The following is a 19,357-nucleotide window of genomic DNA, read 5'->3' as shown; positions in this document are numbered from 1 at the left end:
GTTACTGTGCGGCCTCTTTCTGATGTGCTGACGCCAGCAGGCTCGCCAGTTCCGGACGGCAAGAACCGCAATTGGTTCCGGCCTGCAAGGCCTCGCCAATGGCTTCGACGGTCATCAGTCCTTTGGTCTCAATAGCGGTCAGGATGGTATTCACACCGACGTCGAAACAGGAACACAGAACAGGGCCGGGATCGGGCCGGTCCGCAGGGGCCCGGCCTGACAGCAGGTCGGGCACCTGTGGCAGAGTCGCCAGATAGTCGCGCATCACCGCCACGGGCTCGGGAGAGATGAACAAGGCAGCGACCAATCGTCCGTCTTCGTAAAACGCCAGCCGCGCCATGCCGCGCGCTGGGTCTTCGACGATCGTTATCTGCGCCTCGGGCAATCCGAAAAGATCACGCGCGGCGGTTTGCCAGTCATCTATTGTATCCATCCCGGCCAACTCGGCGCGATAGCCGAGTTTGGTGGGGGTTTGCGCCCAATAATCGCACGAAGGCCGCATTTCGCGATCTGACACCGCAAACCCATACCATTTGGCGTCAAAGCGGGCGACGTTCACCACGGACGCTTTGCTTTCGGGCTGTCCCGAAACCGGGTCCGTCGCCGCAGCGACCACAGCGTCGATCCGGGCTGAGGGGGCGGTTTCTCCGGTCCAGTGGATCGGCGCAAAGACCTGTCCCCGCGTGACATCGCTGGTGATCCGTGCCCGCAGGATGGATGTGCCATGCGAGCTTTCGACCTGCACCAGATCGGCGGAGTTTATCCCCGTGGCGCGCGCATCATCGGGGTGAATGTCCAAAAACGGCTCGGGCAGGTGGGCCGACAGCCGCGCCGACAGACCGGTACGGGTCATCGTGTGCCACTGATCGCGCAGCCGACCGGTGTTCAGCCAAAACGGATAGCGCGGTTCTGTTTTGGCCGCAGGCGCGCGCCATTTAACTGGTAAAAGCCGCGCCTTGCCGTCGGAGTGATAGAATTGCCCATCCGCAAAGAACCGCCCGCCTTGCCGTGCAGCGGTGACAGGCCAGCGCGTCGGCTGCAGAGCGTCATAACCCGCCGCATCCAAGTCGCTGAAGCCCGAGATATCGAAATCACGCCCGAACTTGGCGGCCACTCCGGACAGGGTTGCGTATTCTCGGAAAATCTCTCCGGGCGTTTGATAATCAAAGGCCGAGGCCCACCCCATCCGTCGTCCGACCTCGGCCAGAATATCCCAATCCGCGCGGGCTTGCCCCGGCGCAGGCAGGACCGAGCGTTGTCGGCTGATCGTGCGGTCGGAATTGGTGACTGTGCCGTCTTTTTCGGCCCACGCAGCGGCGGGCAGCAGCACGTCGGCCTGCCGTGCCGTATCGGTGCGGGCTGTGATGTCCGAGACCACGGTGAACGGGCAGGCCGCGATCGCATCGCGCACCGCGTCGGCCTCGGGCATCGACACGACGGGGTTCGTGTGGATCACCCACAGCGCCTTGACGCGCCCGTCGCCCACGGCGCGGAAGAGATCCACGGCCTTGAGGCCCGGGGCCTCGGGCATCGTTGGTGCTGACCAGAAATCGCGCACGGCGGCGCGGTGATCGGCATTTTCGATATCCAGATGGCAGGTGAGCATATTGGCCAGTCCACCAACCTCGCGCCCGCCCATGGCATTGGGCTGGCCGGTGACTGACAACGGGCCGCAGCCGGGCTTGCCGATCCGCCCCGTGGCCAGATGGCAGTTCAGGATCGCGTTAACCTTATCGCTGCCCGAACTGGATTGGTTCACGCCCTGACTGAAGATCGTCACGACCTTGCCAGTGCTCATCCACATCTGGCAGAACCGCGCGATATCGTCGGGGTCGAGACCGGTGACGGAGACATCATCGGCCAGCGCACTGTCCAGCGCCTCATGAATACCGGTGGTGTAGGTCAGGAAATCCGCATCCACCAAACCGGCAGCATCGATTTGGGTCAGCAGGTGGTTGAACAGCGCCACATCGCTGCCCGCAGCCAGTGGCAGGTACAGATCGGCACTGTCACACGATGCCGTCCGGCGCGGGTCGATCACGATGATCTTGGTGCCGCGCGCCTGCCGCGCCGCCATCAGGCGCTGATACAAAACCGGGTGGCACCAGGCCAGATTGGAGCCGACCAGCACGACCAGATCGGCCTCGTCTAAATCCTCATAGGTTCCGGGCACTGTGTCAGTGCCAAAAGCGCGTTTGTGGCCCGCAACGGTCGAGGCCATGCACAGCCGCGAATTCGTGTCGATATTGGCCGAGCCGATGAAGCCCTTCATCAGCTTGTTGGCGACATAGTAGTCCTCGGTCAGCAGCTGACCCGAGACATAAAAGGCCACTGAATCCGGCCCGTGTTCGGCGATCGTGTCGCGGAACCGGTCGGCGACCAGTTGCAGCGCGTCGTCCCAGCCAGTCTCTTCGCCCGCAACCACGGGCGCTAGCAGCCGTTGCGATAGACCCACTGTTTCTGCCAAAGCCGAGCCTTTGGAACACAGCCGCCCCTGATTGGCCGGGTGATCTGGGTCGCCGGTGACGGTCAGGCCACCTGCGCCATCCGGTTGCAGCAGAACACCGCAGCCCACCCCGCAATAGGGGCAGGTCGAGCGCGTGGCGCAGGCACTCAGGTCTTTCACGCGGCGCTCCTTTGCCTCAATGAGGTGCTGTCGAGCAGAATGCGCTCGCCGTCCAACTGCACCGGATAGGTGGCGATCTGGCCTTCATCCGCGCCTTGTGCCTGACCTGAGTTCAGGTCGAATACCCAGTTGTGAAGCGGGCAGGTGACGGATTGGCCATGCACGATGCCTTCGGAGAGCGGCCCGCCCTTGTGGGGGCAGGTGTCCGAGGCCGCAAAGACCTCATCTTTGGCAGTACGAAACAGGGCGATGCAGCCCACGGGCGTTTTCACCACGCGCGCGCCGCGCAGGGGGATGTCGTCGATATGTCCGATGTCGATCCAGCTCATTCTGCGGCCTCCAGTGTCAGATCGGCCATGGGCGCAAAGCGCGGGGCCTCTTTGGCCTGCTCGGCCCATGGGTCTTTGCGGTAGATGGACTGGCTGAGTTCGAACCGCTCAACCAGCGCGCGGCGGTTGTCGAGGTCATCCACCACGGTCTCCTTGATCCAGTCGAGGCCCACCTTCGCCATCCATTTATACAAACGGTCCAGATACTTACCACCCTCGCGATAGGCTTGGGTGACGGCCATCACGACCTCAATCGCCTCCTCCTCGGTGGGGACTTGCACCAGCAGTTCGGTTTCCTTGACATCCATGCCAGCCGCGCCGCCGATGCTGATCTGAAAGCCCGAGTCCACACAGACCACACCGATATCCTTGCAGGTCGCCTCGGCGCAGTTGCGCGGGCAGCCCGAGACCGCCAGCTTCAGCTTGTGTGGCGTCCATGATCCCCACAGGATTTTCTCAAGCTTCACGCCGAGGCCCGTGCTGTCCTGCGTGCCGAACCGGCAGTGATCGGTGCCGACACAGGTTTTCACCGTGCGCAGACCCTTGGAGTAAGCGTGGCCCGAGACCAGCCCGGCCTTGTTCAGATCGGACCAGATATAGGGCAGGTCAGCGCCATTCACGCCCAGCAGGTCGATACGCTGACCACCGGTGACTTTGACCGTGGGCACATCGTATTTCTCGGCGGCATCGGCAATGGCGCGCAGTTCCGCCGGGTTGGTGATGCCGCCCCACATTCGGGGCACAACGCTGAACGTGCCGTCTTTTTGAATGTTCGCGTGTTTGCGTTCGTTGACGAAGCGGCTTTGCGGGTCGTCCTGATATTCCACCGGCCAGTCGGCCAGCAGGTAGAAATTCACCGCCGGGCGGCAGACATGACAGCCGTTGAGCGTCTTCCAGCCCAGTTCCTGCCAGACGGCTTCCTGACTTTTCAACTCTTGCGATTTGATCAGGCGGCGAACGTCTTCGTGGGTCAGGTCGCAGCAGCCGCAGATGGGCTGTGCAGTGGGCATCTGGAAGTCGTCGCCCAGCGTGACCTGCAGCAGTTGTTCGACCAGTCCGGTACACGTCCCGCAAGAGGCACTGGCCTTGGTGGTCGCCCGGATCGCGCCCAGATCGGTTGCGCCATCTGCAATGGCGGTGGTGATGTCGGATTTGCAAACGCCGTTGCAGCCACAGATTTCCGCCTCAGGCGGCAATGCTGCAACGGCTGAGAGAGGGTCCGCAGAGCCGCCTCCCTGATAGGCCGGGCCGAAGATTAGCGTCTCACGCATCTCGGACACGTCCTCGCCATCGCGGATCAGGCCAAAGAACCAGTTGCTGTCACCGGTATCGCCATACATAACCGCACCGACCAGCTTGTCGCCTTCGAGAACCAGCCGTTTATAGACGCCGCGCGCGGGGTCGCGGAACACGATGTCCTCGCGGGTCTCGCCCTCGGCAAAGTCGCCTGCACTGAACAGATCACAGCCGGTGACTTTCAGTTTGGTCGACAACGAGCGCTGTTTGAACGCTGCGTCCTCGCCCAGCAGGGTCTGCGCCAGCACCTTGGCTTGGTCGTACAGCGGCGCGACAAGGCCAAAAACCTCGCCTTGATGTTCGACGCATTCGCCAACGGCATAGATATCGGCGTCCGAGGTGATCATTTGGTCATCGACATGAATACCCCGACCCACGGCAAGGCCCGTTTCCTGCGCCAGCGCGGTGTTGGGTCGGATGCCCACAGCCATCACCAACAGGTCGCAGGGCAATTCCGTGCCGTCCTCCAACAGCAGCGCCCGGGCCTTGCCATCCTTGCCCGCGATTTCGGTCGATTTGGCATTCAGCAGAACGGTGATGCCTTTTTCTTCCAGAGATTTCTTCAGCAGGTACCCTGCGGCAGGGTCCAACTGACGCTCCATCAGATGGCCCATGATATGCACGACGGTCACGTCAGCCCCGCGCGCGGCCATGCCTGCGGCGGCCTCAAGCCCCAGCAAGCCGCCGCCGATCACGACGACCTTGTTGCCCGCGCCCATGCCCATCATCTGTTCGGTATCTTCCAGATCGCGATAGGCGATCACGCCGTCCAGATCATGTCCTGGCATCGGAATCATGAAGGGGTTCGAGCCGGTGCCGAAGATCAGCTTATCATAAGGCACATGACCGTTCTCGCCTTCGACCACTTTCAACTCGCGGTCGATTTTGACCACTTTCTCGCCAAACCGGCAGGTGACCCCGCGTTCGCCGTACCAGGCGTCGTCATGGGTGACGATGTCCTGGTATGTCTGATCACCGGCCAGCACAGGGCTCAGCATGATGCGGTTATAATTCCCGCGTGGTTCGGCGTTGAACAGGGTGATGTCGAACGCATCGGGGGCAGCGTCGGTCAGGTGCTCCAGCACCCGACCCGAGGCCATGCCGGCTCCGATGACAACCAATTTCTGTTTCATATCAGTTCACTCCGCGGCAATGGCTTTGGGGGCCGGGGATTTAGGCTTGGGTTTGGCCCCGTGCTCGTATTCCTCGAGGAAATCCAAAACCTCCTGCCGGTATTCGTAGTAATCAGGATGGGCCAGCAGCGCCTTGCGGGTGCGCGGGCGCGGCAGGTCGACATTGGTGATCTTGCCGATCGTGGCCTGCGGGCCGTTGGTCATCATCACCACGCGGTCAGCCAGCAGGATCGCCTCGTCCACGTCGTGAGTCACACAGATCGTGGTGACTTTGGTCCGCGACCAGACCTCCATCAGAACCTCCTGCAGCTCCCACCGGGTGAGGCTGTCGAGCATCCCGAAGGGTTCATCCAGCAGCAGCAGTTTCGGCGACAGGGCAAAGGCGCGGGCGATGCCCACACGCTGACGCATCCCGTTCGACATATCAGCGGCGGATTTGTCCATCGCGTCGGCCAAACCGACCCGTTCCAGATAGTATTCCACCACATCCTGCCGCTCTGCCTGGCTGGCGCGCGGATACACGCGGTCCACACCGACCGAGACGTTTTCCTTGGCGGTCAGCCACGGAAACAGCGAGGGTGACTGGAACACAACGGCACGTTCCGGATCGGCACCCTCGACATGGCGGCCATCCAGCTTGATCGCGCCTTTCGAGATTTCGTTCAGACCAGCGGCCATGGTCAGCACCGTGGACTTACCGCAGCCCGAGTGGCCGATCAGCGAGATGAACTCACCACGGTTGAGCTTCAGATTGAAATCCTCGACCACGGTCAGCGGGCCTTTGGGGGTGGGGTAGACCTTGTGCAACTGGCTGAAATCCAGATAGCGCTCGTCGATCAGACCCGACTGCGCTTCTTTCACCGCTGCGGGGACACCGTGGATCGGGGTCACGTCGGGCAAGGTCTTGGTGCCTTCGACCTTGGCCTCGATACCCACATCCATCAGGTATTTCGTGACCTCGCCACGCAGAGACTTGAACGTCTCGTCATGGTTCATGGCGGACCGGTCGCGTGGGCGGGGGATCGAGACCTTGAACTCGGTCCCCAACGTGCCATCGGGGTTCAGCGGGATGATGCGGTCGGCCAGCAGGATCGCTTCGTCCACGTCATTGGTGATCAGGACACAGGTCTTGCGGTCGGCCTCCCAGATCTTTTCGATCTCTTCCGCCAGATTCCCACGGGTCAATGCATCCAACGCCGACAGGGGCTCGTCCAGCAGCAGAACTTCGGGGTCCATCGCCAGCGCGCGGGCCACGTTCACCCGCTGGCGCATCCCACCCGACAGCTCGGCGGGGCGACGGGTCGCCGCGTGGCTGAGGCCCACCATGCGAATGTAATGGGCTACCTTTTCCTCTTTCTCGGCCTTGGGCATCTTGGGGAACACCGCGTCCACGGCCAGCCGCACATTGCCCGTGACCGTCAGCCACGGCATCAGCGAGTAGTTCTGGAAGATCACCCCCCGCTCCGGCGCGGGGCCGGTGATGGACTTGTCGCGAAAGGTGACGTTGCCCTTGGTGGGGAATTCGATCCCCGCCATCAGGTTGATCAGTGTGGTTTTGCCGGTGCCGGAAAAACCCAGCAGCACCACGAATTCACCTTCCTGAACCGAGAGGTTGATGTCTTTCAACACATCCGTCGCAGCGGTGCCGGTGCCAAAAGATTTGCTGACATTCTTGAAGTCGATCACAGCCATTTGGGTCACCGGTTGTTTGAGAAGGTAAACAGCGACTGCAGCGCATACATGACGCGATCCAGCAGGAAGCCGATGATGCCGATGGTGAAGACAGCCACCATGATCTTGGCGAGTGAGCTGGAGGAACCGTTCTGGAACTCATCCCAGACAAACTTGCCCAGACCGGGGTTCTGCGCCAGCATCTCGGCCGCGATCAGAACCATCCAGCCAACGCCCAGCGACAGACGCAGGCCGGTGAAGATCAGAGGCAGGGCCGAGGGCAGCACCAGCTTGGTGATCTTGGTGTAGGTGTTCATTTTCAGAACTTTGGAAACGTTCACCAGATCCTTGTCGATCGACGCCACACCCAGCGAGGTGTTGATCAGCGTCGGCCACAGCGAACACAGCGTCACGGTGATGGCGGAGATCAGGAAGGATTTCGCGAACCAGCCGTCATTGGTGACGTAAACGGCCGACACGATCATAGTCACAATCGGCAACCAGGCCAGCGGCGAGACCGGTTTGAAAATCTGGATCAGCGGGTTCAGCGCCGCGTTTGCGGTGGGCGATAGGCCCGCAGCGATGCCCAGCGGAACGGCGACAATGGTGGCGATCAGAAAGCCGAAGAACACGGTTTTGATCGAGGTCCATATCTGGTTGTAGTAGCTCGGCGCGCCGGTATAGGCGACCTCTTTGACCTTTTCGGGCTGGCCCGCGTCGATGAACTTCTGGTTGCGCTTTTCAACCATCGCCTCGAACTTGGCCTTTTTGGCTGCCTTGGCCTGCGCGTCCTGATGCAGGCTAATGGCTTCGGACCAGACCTGCGCCGGACCAGGCACTGCGCCCAGCGAGGTTTGCACCTTGGGTGCCAACGTGCCCCAGAGAACCAGAAAGGCACAGATGGCCAGCAATGGTACGACCAGCAGGCGCCAAATCTCGCCCATCTGGGCGCGCGGGTTGTCGCCTGCACCGGCCTTCAGGATGGGGGTGATCCAGGCCAAGCCCAAAACCTGAAACCATTTGTCGGCGGCGTTGATCCGGGTGAACAGGCGGGCGCGTCGTGCCTCGCGTTCAGCATCAGGGGATAGCGTATCGTGGTCGATGGCTGTCATCTTGCGGTCTCCTGGCCCGGTCGTTCAGCGCCGGGCGGGGTGGAATTCTGTATGAATGGGAAAGCCCCCCAGCCACCAAGGGCCGAGAGGCAGGGGAGTTAACCCTGAACTTCTGTGCCGATGACGACCTGCTCGCCTTTCAAGCCGATCGGCAGGCTTTGCAGATAAGCGTTCGGCTGACGGGCGTCATAGGGAATGCCGTCGATGATATCTTCGGCGGGCGTGGGGGCTTTGTAGCCGTCGCTGTCCCAGGGGAAGTCGGCCTCATTCGCTAGACCCTCGTTCACCAGCATTTTCGCGGCATCCAGATAGATGTCGGGGCGGTAGACGGACTTGGCGACCTCGTCATACCAGGCATCTGTCTGCGGCTCGGCGATCTGGCCCCAGCGGCGCATCTGGGTCAGGTACCAGATGGCGTCCGAATAGAACGGGTAGGTCGCGTTGTAGCGGAAGAAGACGTTGAAATCGGGCACCTCGCGCTTGTCGCCCTTTTCATATTCGAACGTGCCCGTCATCGAGTTCGCGATCACCTCGTAGTCCGCACCCACATATTCCGGCTGGCTCAGCATCTCGACCGCGGCGGGGCGGTTGGCGTTGTCGTTTTCATCCAGCCACATCGCAGCGCGGATCAGGGCTTTGGTCACGGCGCGGGTGGTGTTGGGATACTGCTCGGCGAACTCGGCATTGATGCCAAAGACCTTTTCGGGGTTGTTCTTCCACAGTTCATAATCGGTGATCACCGGCACGCCGATGCCTTTGAACACGGCCTGCTGGTTCCACGGCTCACCTACGCAATAGCCATAGATGGTGCCCGCTTCTAACGTGGCCGGCATCTGCGGCGGAGGCGTCACCGACAGGAACACATCCGCACCGATCTGGCCGGTCACGTTCTCGGGGCTGTAATAGCCCGGGTGCAGGCCACCCGCCGCCAGCCAGTAACGCAGTTCATAGTTGTGGGTCGAAACGGGGAAGACCATGCCCATATTGAAGGGCTTGCCTTCGGATTTGTATTTCTCGACCACTGGGGCCAGCGCCTCAGCCGAAATCGGGTGCTGCGGGCGGCCGTCATCCATTTTCGGGATGTTCGGCTTCATCTCTTCCCAGACCTCGTTCGACACGGTGATGCCGTTGCCGTTCAGGTCCATCGAGAAGGGGGTGATGATATGCGCCTCGGTGCCATACCCGATAGTTGCGGCCAGCGGCTGACCGGCCAGCATGTGCGCACCGTCCAGCTGCCCGTCGATTACACCGTCCAGCAGTACTTTCCAGTTGGCCTGCGCTTCGAGCGTGACGAACAGGCCCTCATCCAGGAAGTACCCATTCTCATAGGCCACAGCCAGCGGGGCCATGTCTGTCAGTTTGATAAAGCCAAAGGTCAGCTCGTCCTTCTCCAGCTCCAGCGTTTCGGCCAGCGCGGGGCTGATCAGGGCGGTGGTGGCGACAAGGCCTGCGAGCAATTTCTTCATGTGGGTCTGTCCCTTTTTTGGTCCCGGTCAGCCGGGTGGGTGAAAAACAAAAAGCCGCTGCACGCTCTGACCGGGAGGATTGGCCAGAGAGTGAGCGGCTTTGCTCAGTCGTTCCCAAACTTTGGGAGGAATTCTTGCGGCACACGCCTTTGCGTGCCGATGAGTTCAGAGTGGTAAATGCACCGTTGCCGATCAAGCGATTTTGCTGCGACGCGGCGTTAAATGCTGCAATCGCGCGGTGCGGCGCGCGCGTCTGCCTAATTCTTGGGCGTCAGATATCCTGAGGGTCAAAAATGCGCCCATCCAAGAACGCATCCCGCTTCAGCGACAGCTGCCCGTTATGGGACGCAACCGGTGTGGTTTCACGAATCGCGCCCTCAAGTTTTTCCGAGGCTCCGGGCAGATCCGCCCCCAACCCTGCCAGTTGATTGCGGTAGATATCGCTGCGAAACACGCTGCCCGCTTGGGCCAGCGCCAGATGCGGGTCCAGACCGTATCGTTGCGCCAGACGGTGGGCGATCCACTTGGCCTGACTGCGCCATGGGAAGCTTGCGGCCCCGTCGTGGAACTCGATAAATCCCGGCACCTCGCGCTGTTCGGCGTGGCCTGTGATGGTAAAGCGCCCCGAAAGCGCTCGGTCGATCAGTTCCGAAGGCAGGTTCAGATAGGTGTCTCGGGCAAGGATTTCAGCGGCGGCGGTGTGGCTGCCCGGCTGGCCCAGCCAGCGCCCGGCGCGCCAGACGGCTCGCATCAGCTTGCCCAGCAGGTGCGGCTCGGTATCCGCCCAGTCGGTGCGCACGGCCAGCACCTTTTCCGGCGCAAAGGCCCAGATCGCCTGACCGGGCAGCAGTAACGCCCCCGCCTGCGATTCCACGGCGACCGAGCCCCAGGGCTCGCCCACACAGAACGCATCCACATCGCCCTCGGCCAAAGCCTGTGCCATCAGGGGTGGCGGGATGGTGCGCACCTCGACCCCGATTTTGGACAGTTCGGTAGCCTCAAGCCAGCAATGCAGCAGTTCCACATGCAGCGAGAACGGGAAGGGCACGCCGAAGACCAATGGCCCATCCGCGACCGAGGCCAGCGCGGCGGCGGCCTTGAAGGGGTCGCGAAAGTCGAATTCATAGCCCGAGTCGCGTAGGCGGGTTTCCAACGTGCGGCTAACGCCGATCACGTCGCCATTCACCGACAGGACCGAGACGGCGGACAAGGGTTGTGTCACCCCGCCCAGCCCCAAGGCCATTGCAACAGGGACCGGCGACAACAGCTGCGCCGCGTCCACCCGCCCAAAGGCCAACATATCGCGCACCGACGACCATGAGGGCGCTGCGATCAGATCCAACTCGACTCCTTCGGCGCGGGCCAGACCCATCTCATGCGCCACGATCAAGGGGGCGGCGTCCACCAGCGGAACATAAGCAACGGGCAGGGTCACAGCGTTCATGACAACAGCCCCGAGGCCGTGACCAGCGCTTCGGCCACGTCGGCGACGCGGCGGCCCTGATCCATCGCGGCTTTGCGTAGCAGGGCATAGGCCTCTTCTTCCTCGACCCCGCGCGCCTTCATCAGCAGACCCTTGGCGCGGTCGATCACCTTGCGTTCTTCCAGCGCACGTTTGGTCTCGGCCAGTTCACGGCGCATTTGCCGGACGATCTGGAACCGGGCGATGGCCGCGTCCAGCACGGGCTTCAGCCGATCCGGTTGCATGCCGTCGACGACGTAGGCCGACAGCCCCGCCTCAATCGCGGTCGAGGTCAAATCGCCCGCCGCGCCCGAGACAAACATGGCTACTGGCCGTTCCAGTGGCCCGGATGCAAGGGTCAGTTCCTCAAGCATGTCGCGGGTCGGGTTGTCGATGTCGATCAGCACCACATCGGGCACCAGCGCGGCGATCTTGCGCGCAAGGCTCGAGACATTGCCGATCACATGCACATCATAAGCCCCAGACGCCTTGAGCGCATCGACGATGGCAATCGCGCGCTCGCGGTCTTCTTCTACAACGACAATGGTCAGGGTGTCAGGCATGGCACCTTTTCACTGCGCCGAAGTCTGATCACAAGGGTTCCCGGCCTATTCCGTCACGATCCGCGCGTGACTGCCCAAAAAACAATCAACTGCTCACCGAGTCGCGTTAACGGACTGCAAATCTTTCGCCTATCGGAAACTCATGACCGCGGATGGGGTGAAATTGAATGTCGTTTTTCGACTTCGAAGAGTCTTTTCCGCTTGCTGCGACGCGGCAGGCTTTCTAGGTGTGGCGGCGGGACACCCCTCCCCAACGAGGGGCGTGTATCTGGAAGGGTAATACAGATGAGCACAAATACACCGGCAACGCGGCCGGCGAATCCGCGTTTTTCCTCTGGCCCCTGCGCCAAACCCCCCACATTCGAGCTGAACAAGCTGGCCGACGCTGCATTGGGCCGGTCGCACCGTGCTGCGGTGGGCAAGGACAAGCTGAAGGCGGCCATCGAAGGCACGCGTGAGGTGCTGGGCATTCCGGCGGATTACAAGATCGGCATCGTTCCCGCCTCGGACACCGGCGCGGTTGAGATGGCGCTGTGGTCGCTGTTGGGCGAACGCAAGGTCGAGATGCTGGCCTGGGAAAGCTTTGGTGCCGGTTGGGTCACGGACGTGGTCAAGCAATTGAAGATCGACGCCGAGGTGAAAACCGCCGAGTATGGGCAGATCGTTGATCTGGCCTCGGTCGATTTCGCCAATGATGTGGTGTTTACGTGGAACGGCACGACCTCGGGCGTGCGGGTTCCCAATGGCGACTGGATCGCGGATGACCGTCAGGGTCTGACGATCTGTGATGCGACTTCGGCTGCATTTGCGATGGACCTGCCGTGGGACAAGCTGGATGTGACCACGTTCAGCTGGCAAAAAGTGCTGGGTGGTGAAGCAGCGCACGGGATGCTGATCCTCAGCCCGCGCGCGGTTGAGCGGCTGGAAAGCTACACCCCCGCATGGCCGCTGCCCAAGATTTTCCGCCTGACCAAAGGCGGCAAGCTGATCGACGGTATCTTTACCGGGGCCACGATCAACACGCCTTCGATGCTGGCGGTCGAGGACTACCTGTTTGCGCTGGACTGGGCGCGCTCGGTCGGTGGGTTGCAGGGCCTGATTGCGCGCGCAGATGCCAATGCTGGAGCGGTTCATGCCTTTTGCGATCAAAACGACTGGATCGCCAATCTGGCCGAGGATGCGGCGACGCAATCGAATACGTCGGTCTGCCTGAAATTCACCGATCCGCGCATTCAGGATGGGACGACATTCGCCAAGGCCGTAGCCAAACGGCTGGAGGTCGAGAATATCGCGCTGGATATCGGTGCATATCGCGATGCCCCCGCGGGCCTGCGCATCTGGTGTGGCGGCACGGTCGAGACCTCGGACATTCAGGCCATGCTACCGTGGCTGGCCTGGGCCTTTGAGGCCGAGATCGCTGCGCAATCGGCAGCCGCCTGACAAGATTTTTCGACGAAAAATCTGGGCCCGACTGTGGCCCGGATACTTTCCCAAAATTTAAGGACCAGAAATATGGCCCCCAAAGTACTCGTATCTGACAAGCTCAGCGAAACCGCCGTGCAGATTTTCCGCGATCGCGGCATCGACGTGGATTTCATGCCCGATCTGGGCAAGGACAAGGATAAACTGGCCGAGGTGATCGGTCAGTATGACGGCCTCGCTATCCGTTCCGCCACAAAGGTCACGCCGACCCTGCTGGAAAAAGCCGACAATCTGAAAGTTATCGGCCGCGCTGGGATTGGCACCGACAATGTCGATAAGGAAGCAGCCAGCAAAAAGGGTGTGATCGTGATGAACACGCCGTTCGGCAACATGATCACAACGGCCGAACACGCCATTGCGATGATGTTCGCCGTGGCGCGGCAAATCCCCGAGGCCAGCACCTCGACCCATGCGGGCAAGTGGGAAAAGTCCAAATTCATGGGGATTGAGCTGACCAACAAGACTCTCGGCGTCATTGGCGCAGGCAACATCGGCGGCATCGTCTGCGAACGCGCGCTGGGCCTGAAGATGAAGGTCGTCGCCTATGATCCCTATCTCAGCGAAGAGAAAGCCGCCAAGATGGGCGTTGAAAAGGTCGAGTTGGATGACCTGCTGGCCCGCGCGGATTTCATCACGCTGCATGTTCCGCTGACCGATCAGACCCGCAACATCCTGAGCCGTGAGAATCTGGCCAAGACCAAGAGAGGCGTGCGCATCGTCAACTGCGCCCGCGGCGGTTTGGTCGACGAAGACGCGCTGGCCGAGATGCTGCAATCGGGCCATGTGGCCGGTGCCGCCTTTGACGTGTTCAGCGAGGAACCGGCCAAGGAAAACGCTCTGTTCAACTTGCCCAACGTCGTCTGCACACCGCATCTGGGGGCAGCTACGACCGAGGCGCAGGAAAACGTGGCGCTGCAGGTGGCCGAGCAAATCTCGAACTACCTGCTGACCGGGGCGGTTGAAAACGCGCTGAACATGCCGTCCGTGACCGCCGAAGAGGCCAAAGTCATGGGGCCGTGGATTAAGCTGGCTGGGCATCTGGGCAGCTTCATTGGGCAGATGACGGATGAACCGATCAAGGCGATCAACATCCTTTATGATGGTGTCGCCGCTGAGATGAACCTGGCCGCGTTGAATTGTTCTGTCGTTGCGGGGATCATGAAAAAGGTCAATCCCGATGTGAACATGGTGTCCGCACCGGTGATCGCGAAAGAGCGCGGGGTTAAAATCTCGACCACCAATCAGGACAAGACCGGCGTTTTCGATGGCTATGTGAAGGTCACTGTTGTCACCAGCAAGCGTGAGCGTTCGATCGCTGGGACTGTATTCAGCGATGGCAAGCCGCGGTTCATTCAGATCAAAGGCATCAATATTGATGCCGAGGTCGGGGCGCATATGCTCTATACCACCAACGAAGACGTGCCGGGCATCATCGGTACGCTGGGTCAGACCATGGGCGAGAACGACGTGAACATCGCGAACTTTACCCTTGGCCGGTCCGAAGCGGGCGGCGAAGCGATCGCGCTGCTGTATGTGGATGAACCTGTCCCGGCCGAGGCCCGCGCAAAGTTGGCCGAAACGGGGCTGTTTACCCAGATCAAACCTTTGGAATTTGACGTGGCCTAGTAGGCAGTGTTGAATTTCTGAGACTATCCCAACCCGCGCCACCTAAGGCGCGGGTATTTTCTTTGTCAGGGGCGGTTTTCGCGTCACAAGCAAAGTGATTTTCGACCCGAGGTTTTTCATGACGTCTGCCATTTACGCCATTGGCGATATTCACGGCCAGCTTGAGATGTTGCAAACCGCCCTGCTCCGGATTGAGGCGGATGGAGGCCCAGATGCGCGAGTCGTGTTTCTGGGGGATTACGTGGATCGTGGGCCGAACAGTCGCGGGGTGCTTGACCTGTTGATCGAAGGTCAGCGTGCAGGACGCAACTGGGTCATGGTGCGGGGTAATCACGACCGGATGATGGCGCGGTTCGTGCAGGATTGCGAGGTCGCCGACAGCCATCTGCCCGTTGCGTTCAGCTGGTTGCATCCGCGTTTGGGCGGGCGCGAGACGTTGGCCTCTTACGGTGTGGATGTCACCGACAATGACCGTATCATCTATGTTCATCAACGCGCGGTCGAGGCTGTTCCACCGCAGCATCTGGATTTCCTCAATGCTCTGCCGAACTATCACCAAGAGGGCGAAATGCTGTTCGTTCACGCGGGTATCCGACCGGGCCTTCCGCTGGAGCAGCAATCCGAGAATGACCTGATCTGGATTCGCAACGAGTTTCTGATCGAAGCCGCGCCGCATCCGTGGCTGATTGTCCACGGCCACACACCTGTCGATCAGGCCGAGCATTGCGGCAACCGTGTCAATCTGGATGCGGGCGCAGGTTATGGCCGTCCATTGGCCACGGCGGTGTTTGAGGGGCGTAAGTGCTGGCTTTTGACCCCAAACGGACGCGTGCCGCTTAGGTAAACAGGTCGGCGAAACGCGCGCGCAGGGCGTTTTTCTGCACCTTGCCCATCGTGTTACGCGGCAGCTCGTCCAGAACGATCAGTTTGCGGGGATGTTTGAAACGCGCCAGTTCGGCCTGCGCACGGGCCATGATCGCGTCCAGATCAGGGGTCGCGCGGGGTTCCGCCACCAGCAGGCCCACGGGGGTTTCGCCGAAATCCGGATGCGGTACGCCGATCACCGCGCTTTCCAACACGCCGGGCTGGTCGTCCAGCAGCATCTCAAGTTCCTTGGGATAGATGTTGAACCCGCCCGAGATGATCAGATCCTTTCCGCGTCCGACGATATGGACATAGCCATCCTCATCCACTCGCCCCAAATCGCCGGTGATGAAAAACCCATCCTCGCGCAGCTCGGCGGCGGTTTTCTCGGGCATTTGCCAATAGCCCTGAAACACGTTTGGGCCGCGTACTTCGATCATGCCGATCTCGCCCTGCGGCAGGGTTTCGCCGCTTTCGGGGTTGGTCACTTTCAATTCGACATCGGGCAGGGGGAAGCCAACCGTGCCCGCGCGACGCTCGCCGTCATAGGGGTTTGAGGTGTTCATGTTGGTCTCGGTCATGCCGTATCGTTCAAGGATGCGGTGGCCGGTGCGTGTTTCGAACCGCTCATGGGTTTCCGCCAGCAAGGGGGCAGAGCCCGAGATGAACAGTCGCATATGCTGAGCCAGATCACCGGTGAACCGATCATCCCCCAACAGGCGGGTGTAGAAGGTCGGCACCCCCATCATTGAGGTCGCCTGCGGCATCAGGCGCAGCACATCGTTCAGATCGAACTTCGGCAGAAAGATCATCGACCCTCCCGAGGCCAGCACCACATTGGTCGCCACAAACAGCCCATGTGTATGGAAAATGGGCAAGGCATGCAGCAGCACGTCTTCGGCTGTGAACCGCCACTCCTGCACCAATGTTTCCGCATTCGATAGCAGGTTGGCTTGAGACAGCATCGCGCCTTTGGACCGCCCGGTGGTGCCGGAGGTATATAGGAAGGCGGCCAGATCGTCCTCGGTCCGGCGCGCGGGCTCGAACGCGGGCAACATCCCCAAAGCGCGCCGCATCAAACTGCCCGAGCCATCGGCATTCAGCGTCTCGAGCCGCGCTTCTTGCATCTTGGCCAGCGGTGCCAGGGCGGTTTGGTTCGCGTCGTCGCACACAACCAGCGATGCGCCGCTGTTTTCGATGAAATAGGTTAGCTCGTTGACGGTGTAGGCGGTGTTCAGGGGCAAAAAGACCAACCCGGCCTGCGCGCAGGCGGCATAGAGTGCCAAGGCCTCGGGCGATTTTTCGATCTGAACGGCAACCCGGTCGCCCGGTTCCAACTCGTAACCAACCAGCGTGTTTGCGAGCCGCGCCGCCATATCAAGGAATGCGGCATGTGTGATAACCTCGCCATCCGGCAGATGCAGAAACGGCGTGTCCTTACCTGCGTGAATGCCAAACAAGCGGTCGTATAGCGGGTTTGCCATTCTGTCTGCCTTTGTCAACGGAACTGTTGCCTGCGAATCTGGCGTGGATTGGCACAGTGGTAAAGCCCAATTTGGCGCGCTCAGAACTGGGTGGTCATCCGGTATCCGGCGCCGAAATACATTTTGGCGTAGGTGACGGGTTGCCCCTCCAACCATGTGATGCGTTCACCGGTAAACACCGGCTCACCTTCAGGCAGGTCCAGAAAACGGGCGACGGTCGCGTCCGCCCGGCTGGCTAGAAAGCTGAGTTCCACATTGGTGAACGGCACAGTCTGGATCAGCCACTCATTTGGGCCGATTGCCGAAAAATCCGCCTGCGCCACTTGCGGCACGCTGTCCACTACGATCCATCGGTCTTCGTATTGAAACGGGGTATTGCCCGAAAAATGCATGCACCGCACATGCACGGTGCTTTGACTGGGCCGCAAAGCAAGACGCGCGGTCAGCCAATCCGGGGCGACAGTCGTCTTGGCTGAGACCAGCGCATAGCGATAGGTGCCACCGGTCGCTTCGACCTCGTCCCGGACCATGGGTATGCTGAACCGGGCCTGCCGCTGAGGCGCGCTGAGCACACGGGTGCCAGCCTTGCGGCGGCGTTCCAGATAGCCTTCATCCGCCAGTTCCCGCAAGGCGCGGTTGACGGTTGTGCGGGTACAGGAGAATTCAGCAGCCAAATCCTGTTCGTTGGGCAACAACGAGTCTGGTTGCCATTCGCCCGAGCGGATGCGCGCCAAAACAGTTTTCTTGATGTCTTTGTAGCTTGTGGTCTCGGTTGATTGCGGCATGTACCCTCGGCTTTCGGATGCGTTCTAGACCGCGGACAAAAGATCGGCAATTCCTACCCTGTAGGCAGCAATGATCTGGTCGCGGTTCACGTGGCGGCCTTGCCGCACCATATGCCGCCCGGCAGACCACAGATCGGTCACGACCCCGTCATGGGCGACAAAGCACAAGCCGTCCAGCAACTGATCGTCGGTCAAGGCGCAAAGGGTCGGATGGGTGCGGTCGATCGCCACCATATCGGCCAACTTGCCCACCGCAATCTGCCCTGCATCCCGCGATAGGGCCTGCGCGCCACCCTCAGCTGCGCAGGTATAAAGCGCGTGGCCCACCGATCCGGCCTGTTGAACCAGAACTGTACGTTCCCGGTCGCGAAGACGTTGGGAATATTCCAGCATCCGCAATTCCTCGGACAGGGAAATCCGGACGTTCGAATCCGACCCGACCCCAAACCGTCCGCCCGCCTGCATATAAACCGCGCCGTTGAAGATCCCATCACCCAGATTGGCCTCGGTGATCGGGCAGAGCCCGGCAACAGCGCCCGAGCGCGCCATGGCCTGCGTTTCCGCGTCGGTCATATGAGTCGCATGGATCAGGCACCAGCGGTCATTCACATCGGCATTGTCCAAAAGCCACGACACGGGCGTCGCACCCAATGCGGTCTGCACATCTCTCACCTCCTGCGTTTGTTCGGCGATGTGGATATGTACCGGGCCCTGCGGTGCCGCTTGAAACAGGGTCTGCAAGTCCGAAGGAGAAGTTGCACGCAGGGAATGGGGCGCAATGCCCACAAGGCTGTCGGGATGCGGGGCCCCTTTGCGGCAATCTTCGACCAGGCGCAGATAGGCGTCCACGCTATGACCGAACCGCAACTGCCCGCCCGCAAGCGGCTCTTGCTGAACGCCGCCATAGGTGTAAAGCACCGGGAGATGGGTTAGGCCTATTCCGGTCTGTTGCGCAGCGGCAAATATACGTTGACTCAGTTCCGAGCGGGTCTCGTAGGGCTGCCCGCCGGGTTGGTGGTGAACATAGTGAAATTCACCGACCGAGGCATAGCCTGCCTCTTGCATCTCTATGAAAACCAAAGCTGCGATGGCTTCGATCTGGTCGGGCGTCAACCGATCCAGAAAGCGGTACATCAGGTTGCGCCATGTCCAGAAGCTTTCCCGCCCGTCGGCGCGGGTTTCGGTCATTCCGGCCATGGCGCGTTGAAAGCTGTGGCTGTGCAGGTTGGCCAAAGCGGGCATCAGAACGTCCACCTGATCGTCCTGCGGCTGAGGCCGCGCGCCGGTTTCGATCCGACTGATCCGGCCTTCTTTCACCTCGACCCTAAGGTCCGAGACCCAGTCAGAGCCGATCAGGGCGGTTTTGGCGTGCACAGTCATCGGGATTCCATTTTGTGTAGACTTTAGTGTTTTATAAGTATACGTAAAAATAACGAGAAAGGGAGCCCAAAAGAATCC

General features: G+C 60.9%; 14 protein-coding genes. 3 read left to right on the top strand and 11 right to left on the bottom strand.

Annotated elements, in window-relative coordinates; translation table 11 throughout:
- Position 1: 1 nt before the first annotated feature.
- The 8 genes from ACR0L1_RS18330 to ACR0L1_RS18295 all read right to left on the bottom strand — a co-directional run bounded on the left by ACR0L1_RS18330 (position 2) and on the right by ACR0L1_RS18295 (position 11,658).
- Positions 2-2,626 carry a molybdopterin-dependent oxidoreductase gene (locus ACR0L1_RS18330; protein WP_480860226.1) on the bottom strand — a complete coding sequence of 875 codons (2,625 nt, stop codon included), beginning with the start codon at positions 2,624-2,626 and terminating at the stop codon, positions 2-4.
- The gene (gene nirD, locus ACR0L1_RS18325; RefSeq protein WP_480860224.1) at positions 2,623-2,955 is read right to left on the bottom strand and encodes a nitrite reductase small subunit NirD; all 333 of its coding nucleotides are present in this window, start codon (positions 2,953-2,955) and stop codon (positions 2,623-2,625) included. The genes ACR0L1_RS18330 and nirD overlap by 4 nt, the downstream gene beginning before the upstream one ends.
- Positions 2,952-5,384 (bottom strand): nitrite reductase large subunit NirB, encoded by a 2,433-nt coding sequence (nirB, locus tag ACR0L1_RS18320; RefSeq protein ID WP_480860223.1) that lies wholly within the window; start codon positions 5,382-5,384, stop codon positions 2,952-2,954. Before nirB ends, nirD begins: the two co-directional genes overlap by 4 nt.
- Positions 5,385-5,390: 6 nt before the next feature.
- A complete protein-coding gene (locus ACR0L1_RS18315) occupies positions 5,391-7,076 on the bottom strand; it encodes an ABC transporter ATP-binding protein (RefSeq protein WP_480860221.1) in 1,686 nt (561 codons plus the stop codon).
- Between the two features lie 5 nt (positions 7,077-7,081).
- Positions 7,082-8,167: an ABC transporter permease gene (locus ACR0L1_RS18310; RefSeq protein WP_170774962.1), complete on the bottom strand. Its 1,086-nt coding sequence runs from the start codon at positions 8,165-8,167 to the stop codon at positions 7,082-7,084.
- A gap of 98 nt (positions 8,168-8,265) precedes the next feature.
- On the bottom strand, positions 8,266-9,633 hold the full coding sequence (locus ACR0L1_RS18305; protein WP_170774960.1) for a CmpA/NrtA family ABC transporter substrate-binding protein: 1,368 nt from the start codon (positions 9,631-9,633) through the stop codon (positions 8,266-8,268).
- A gap of 271 nt (positions 9,634-9,904) precedes the next feature.
- Positions 9,905-11,077, bottom strand: a complete 1,173-nt coding sequence (locus ACR0L1_RS18300; protein ID WP_480860218.1) for a CmpA/NrtA family ABC transporter substrate-binding protein — start codon at positions 11,075-11,077, stop codon at positions 9,905-9,907.
- Positions 11,074-11,658 carry an ANTAR domain-containing response regulator gene (locus tag ACR0L1_RS18295; protein ID WP_170774956.1) on the bottom strand — a complete coding sequence of 195 codons (585 nt, stop codon included), beginning with the start codon at positions 11,656-11,658 and terminating at the stop codon, positions 11,074-11,076. Before ACR0L1_RS18295 ends, ACR0L1_RS18300 begins: the two co-directional genes overlap by 4 nt.
- 285 nt (positions 11,659-11,943) lie before the next feature.
- Here ACR0L1_RS18295 and ACR0L1_RS18290 point away from each other — a divergent pair, with 285 nt between their 5' ends.
- From ACR0L1_RS18290 to ACR0L1_RS18280, 3 genes are all read left to right on the top strand, one after another.
- A complete protein-coding gene (locus tag ACR0L1_RS18290) occupies positions 11,944-13,098 on the top strand; it encodes a phosphoserine transaminase (RefSeq protein ID WP_170774954.1) in 1,155 nt (384 codons plus the stop codon).
- A gap of 72 nt (positions 13,099-13,170) precedes the next feature.
- Positions 13,171-14,766: a phosphoglycerate dehydrogenase gene (gene serA / locus ACR0L1_RS18285; protein WP_170774951.1), complete on the top strand. Its 1,596-nt coding sequence runs from the start codon at positions 13,171-13,173 to the stop codon at positions 14,764-14,766.
- A gap of 118 nt (positions 14,767-14,884) precedes the next feature.
- Positions 14,885-15,610, top strand: a complete 726-nt coding sequence (locus ACR0L1_RS18280; RefSeq protein WP_170791341.1) for a metallophosphoesterase family protein — start codon at positions 14,885-14,887, stop codon at positions 15,608-15,610.
- Here ACR0L1_RS18280 and ACR0L1_RS18275 read toward each other — a convergent pair.
- From ACR0L1_RS18275 to ACR0L1_RS18265, 3 genes are all read right to left on the bottom strand, one after another.
- On the bottom strand, positions 15,603-17,114 hold the full coding sequence (locus ACR0L1_RS18275; RefSeq protein WP_480860215.1) for a malonate--CoA ligase: 1,512 nt from the start codon (positions 17,112-17,114) through the stop codon (positions 15,603-15,605). The two genes, ACR0L1_RS18280 and ACR0L1_RS18275, sit on opposite strands and share 8 nt — an antisense overlap.
- 80 nt (positions 17,115-17,194) lie before the next feature.
- Positions 17,195-17,899, bottom strand: coding sequence for a GntR family transcriptional regulator (locus ACR0L1_RS18270; protein WP_480505161.1), 705 nt, complete (start codon positions 17,897-17,899; stop codon positions 17,195-17,197).
- Between the two features lie 24 nt (positions 17,900-17,923).
- On the bottom strand, positions 17,924-19,279 hold the full coding sequence (locus ACR0L1_RS18265) for a formimidoylglutamate deiminase (protein ID WP_480505163.1): 1,356 nt from the start codon (positions 19,277-19,279) through the stop codon (positions 17,924-17,926).
- Positions 19,280-19,357: the final 78 nt, after the last annotated feature.

This window comes from Ruegeria sp. J8 (genome assembly GCF_056531925.1).
Note: the sequence above shows the minus strand (reverse complement) of the source record. Positions and strands in the feature narration are given on the sequence as shown.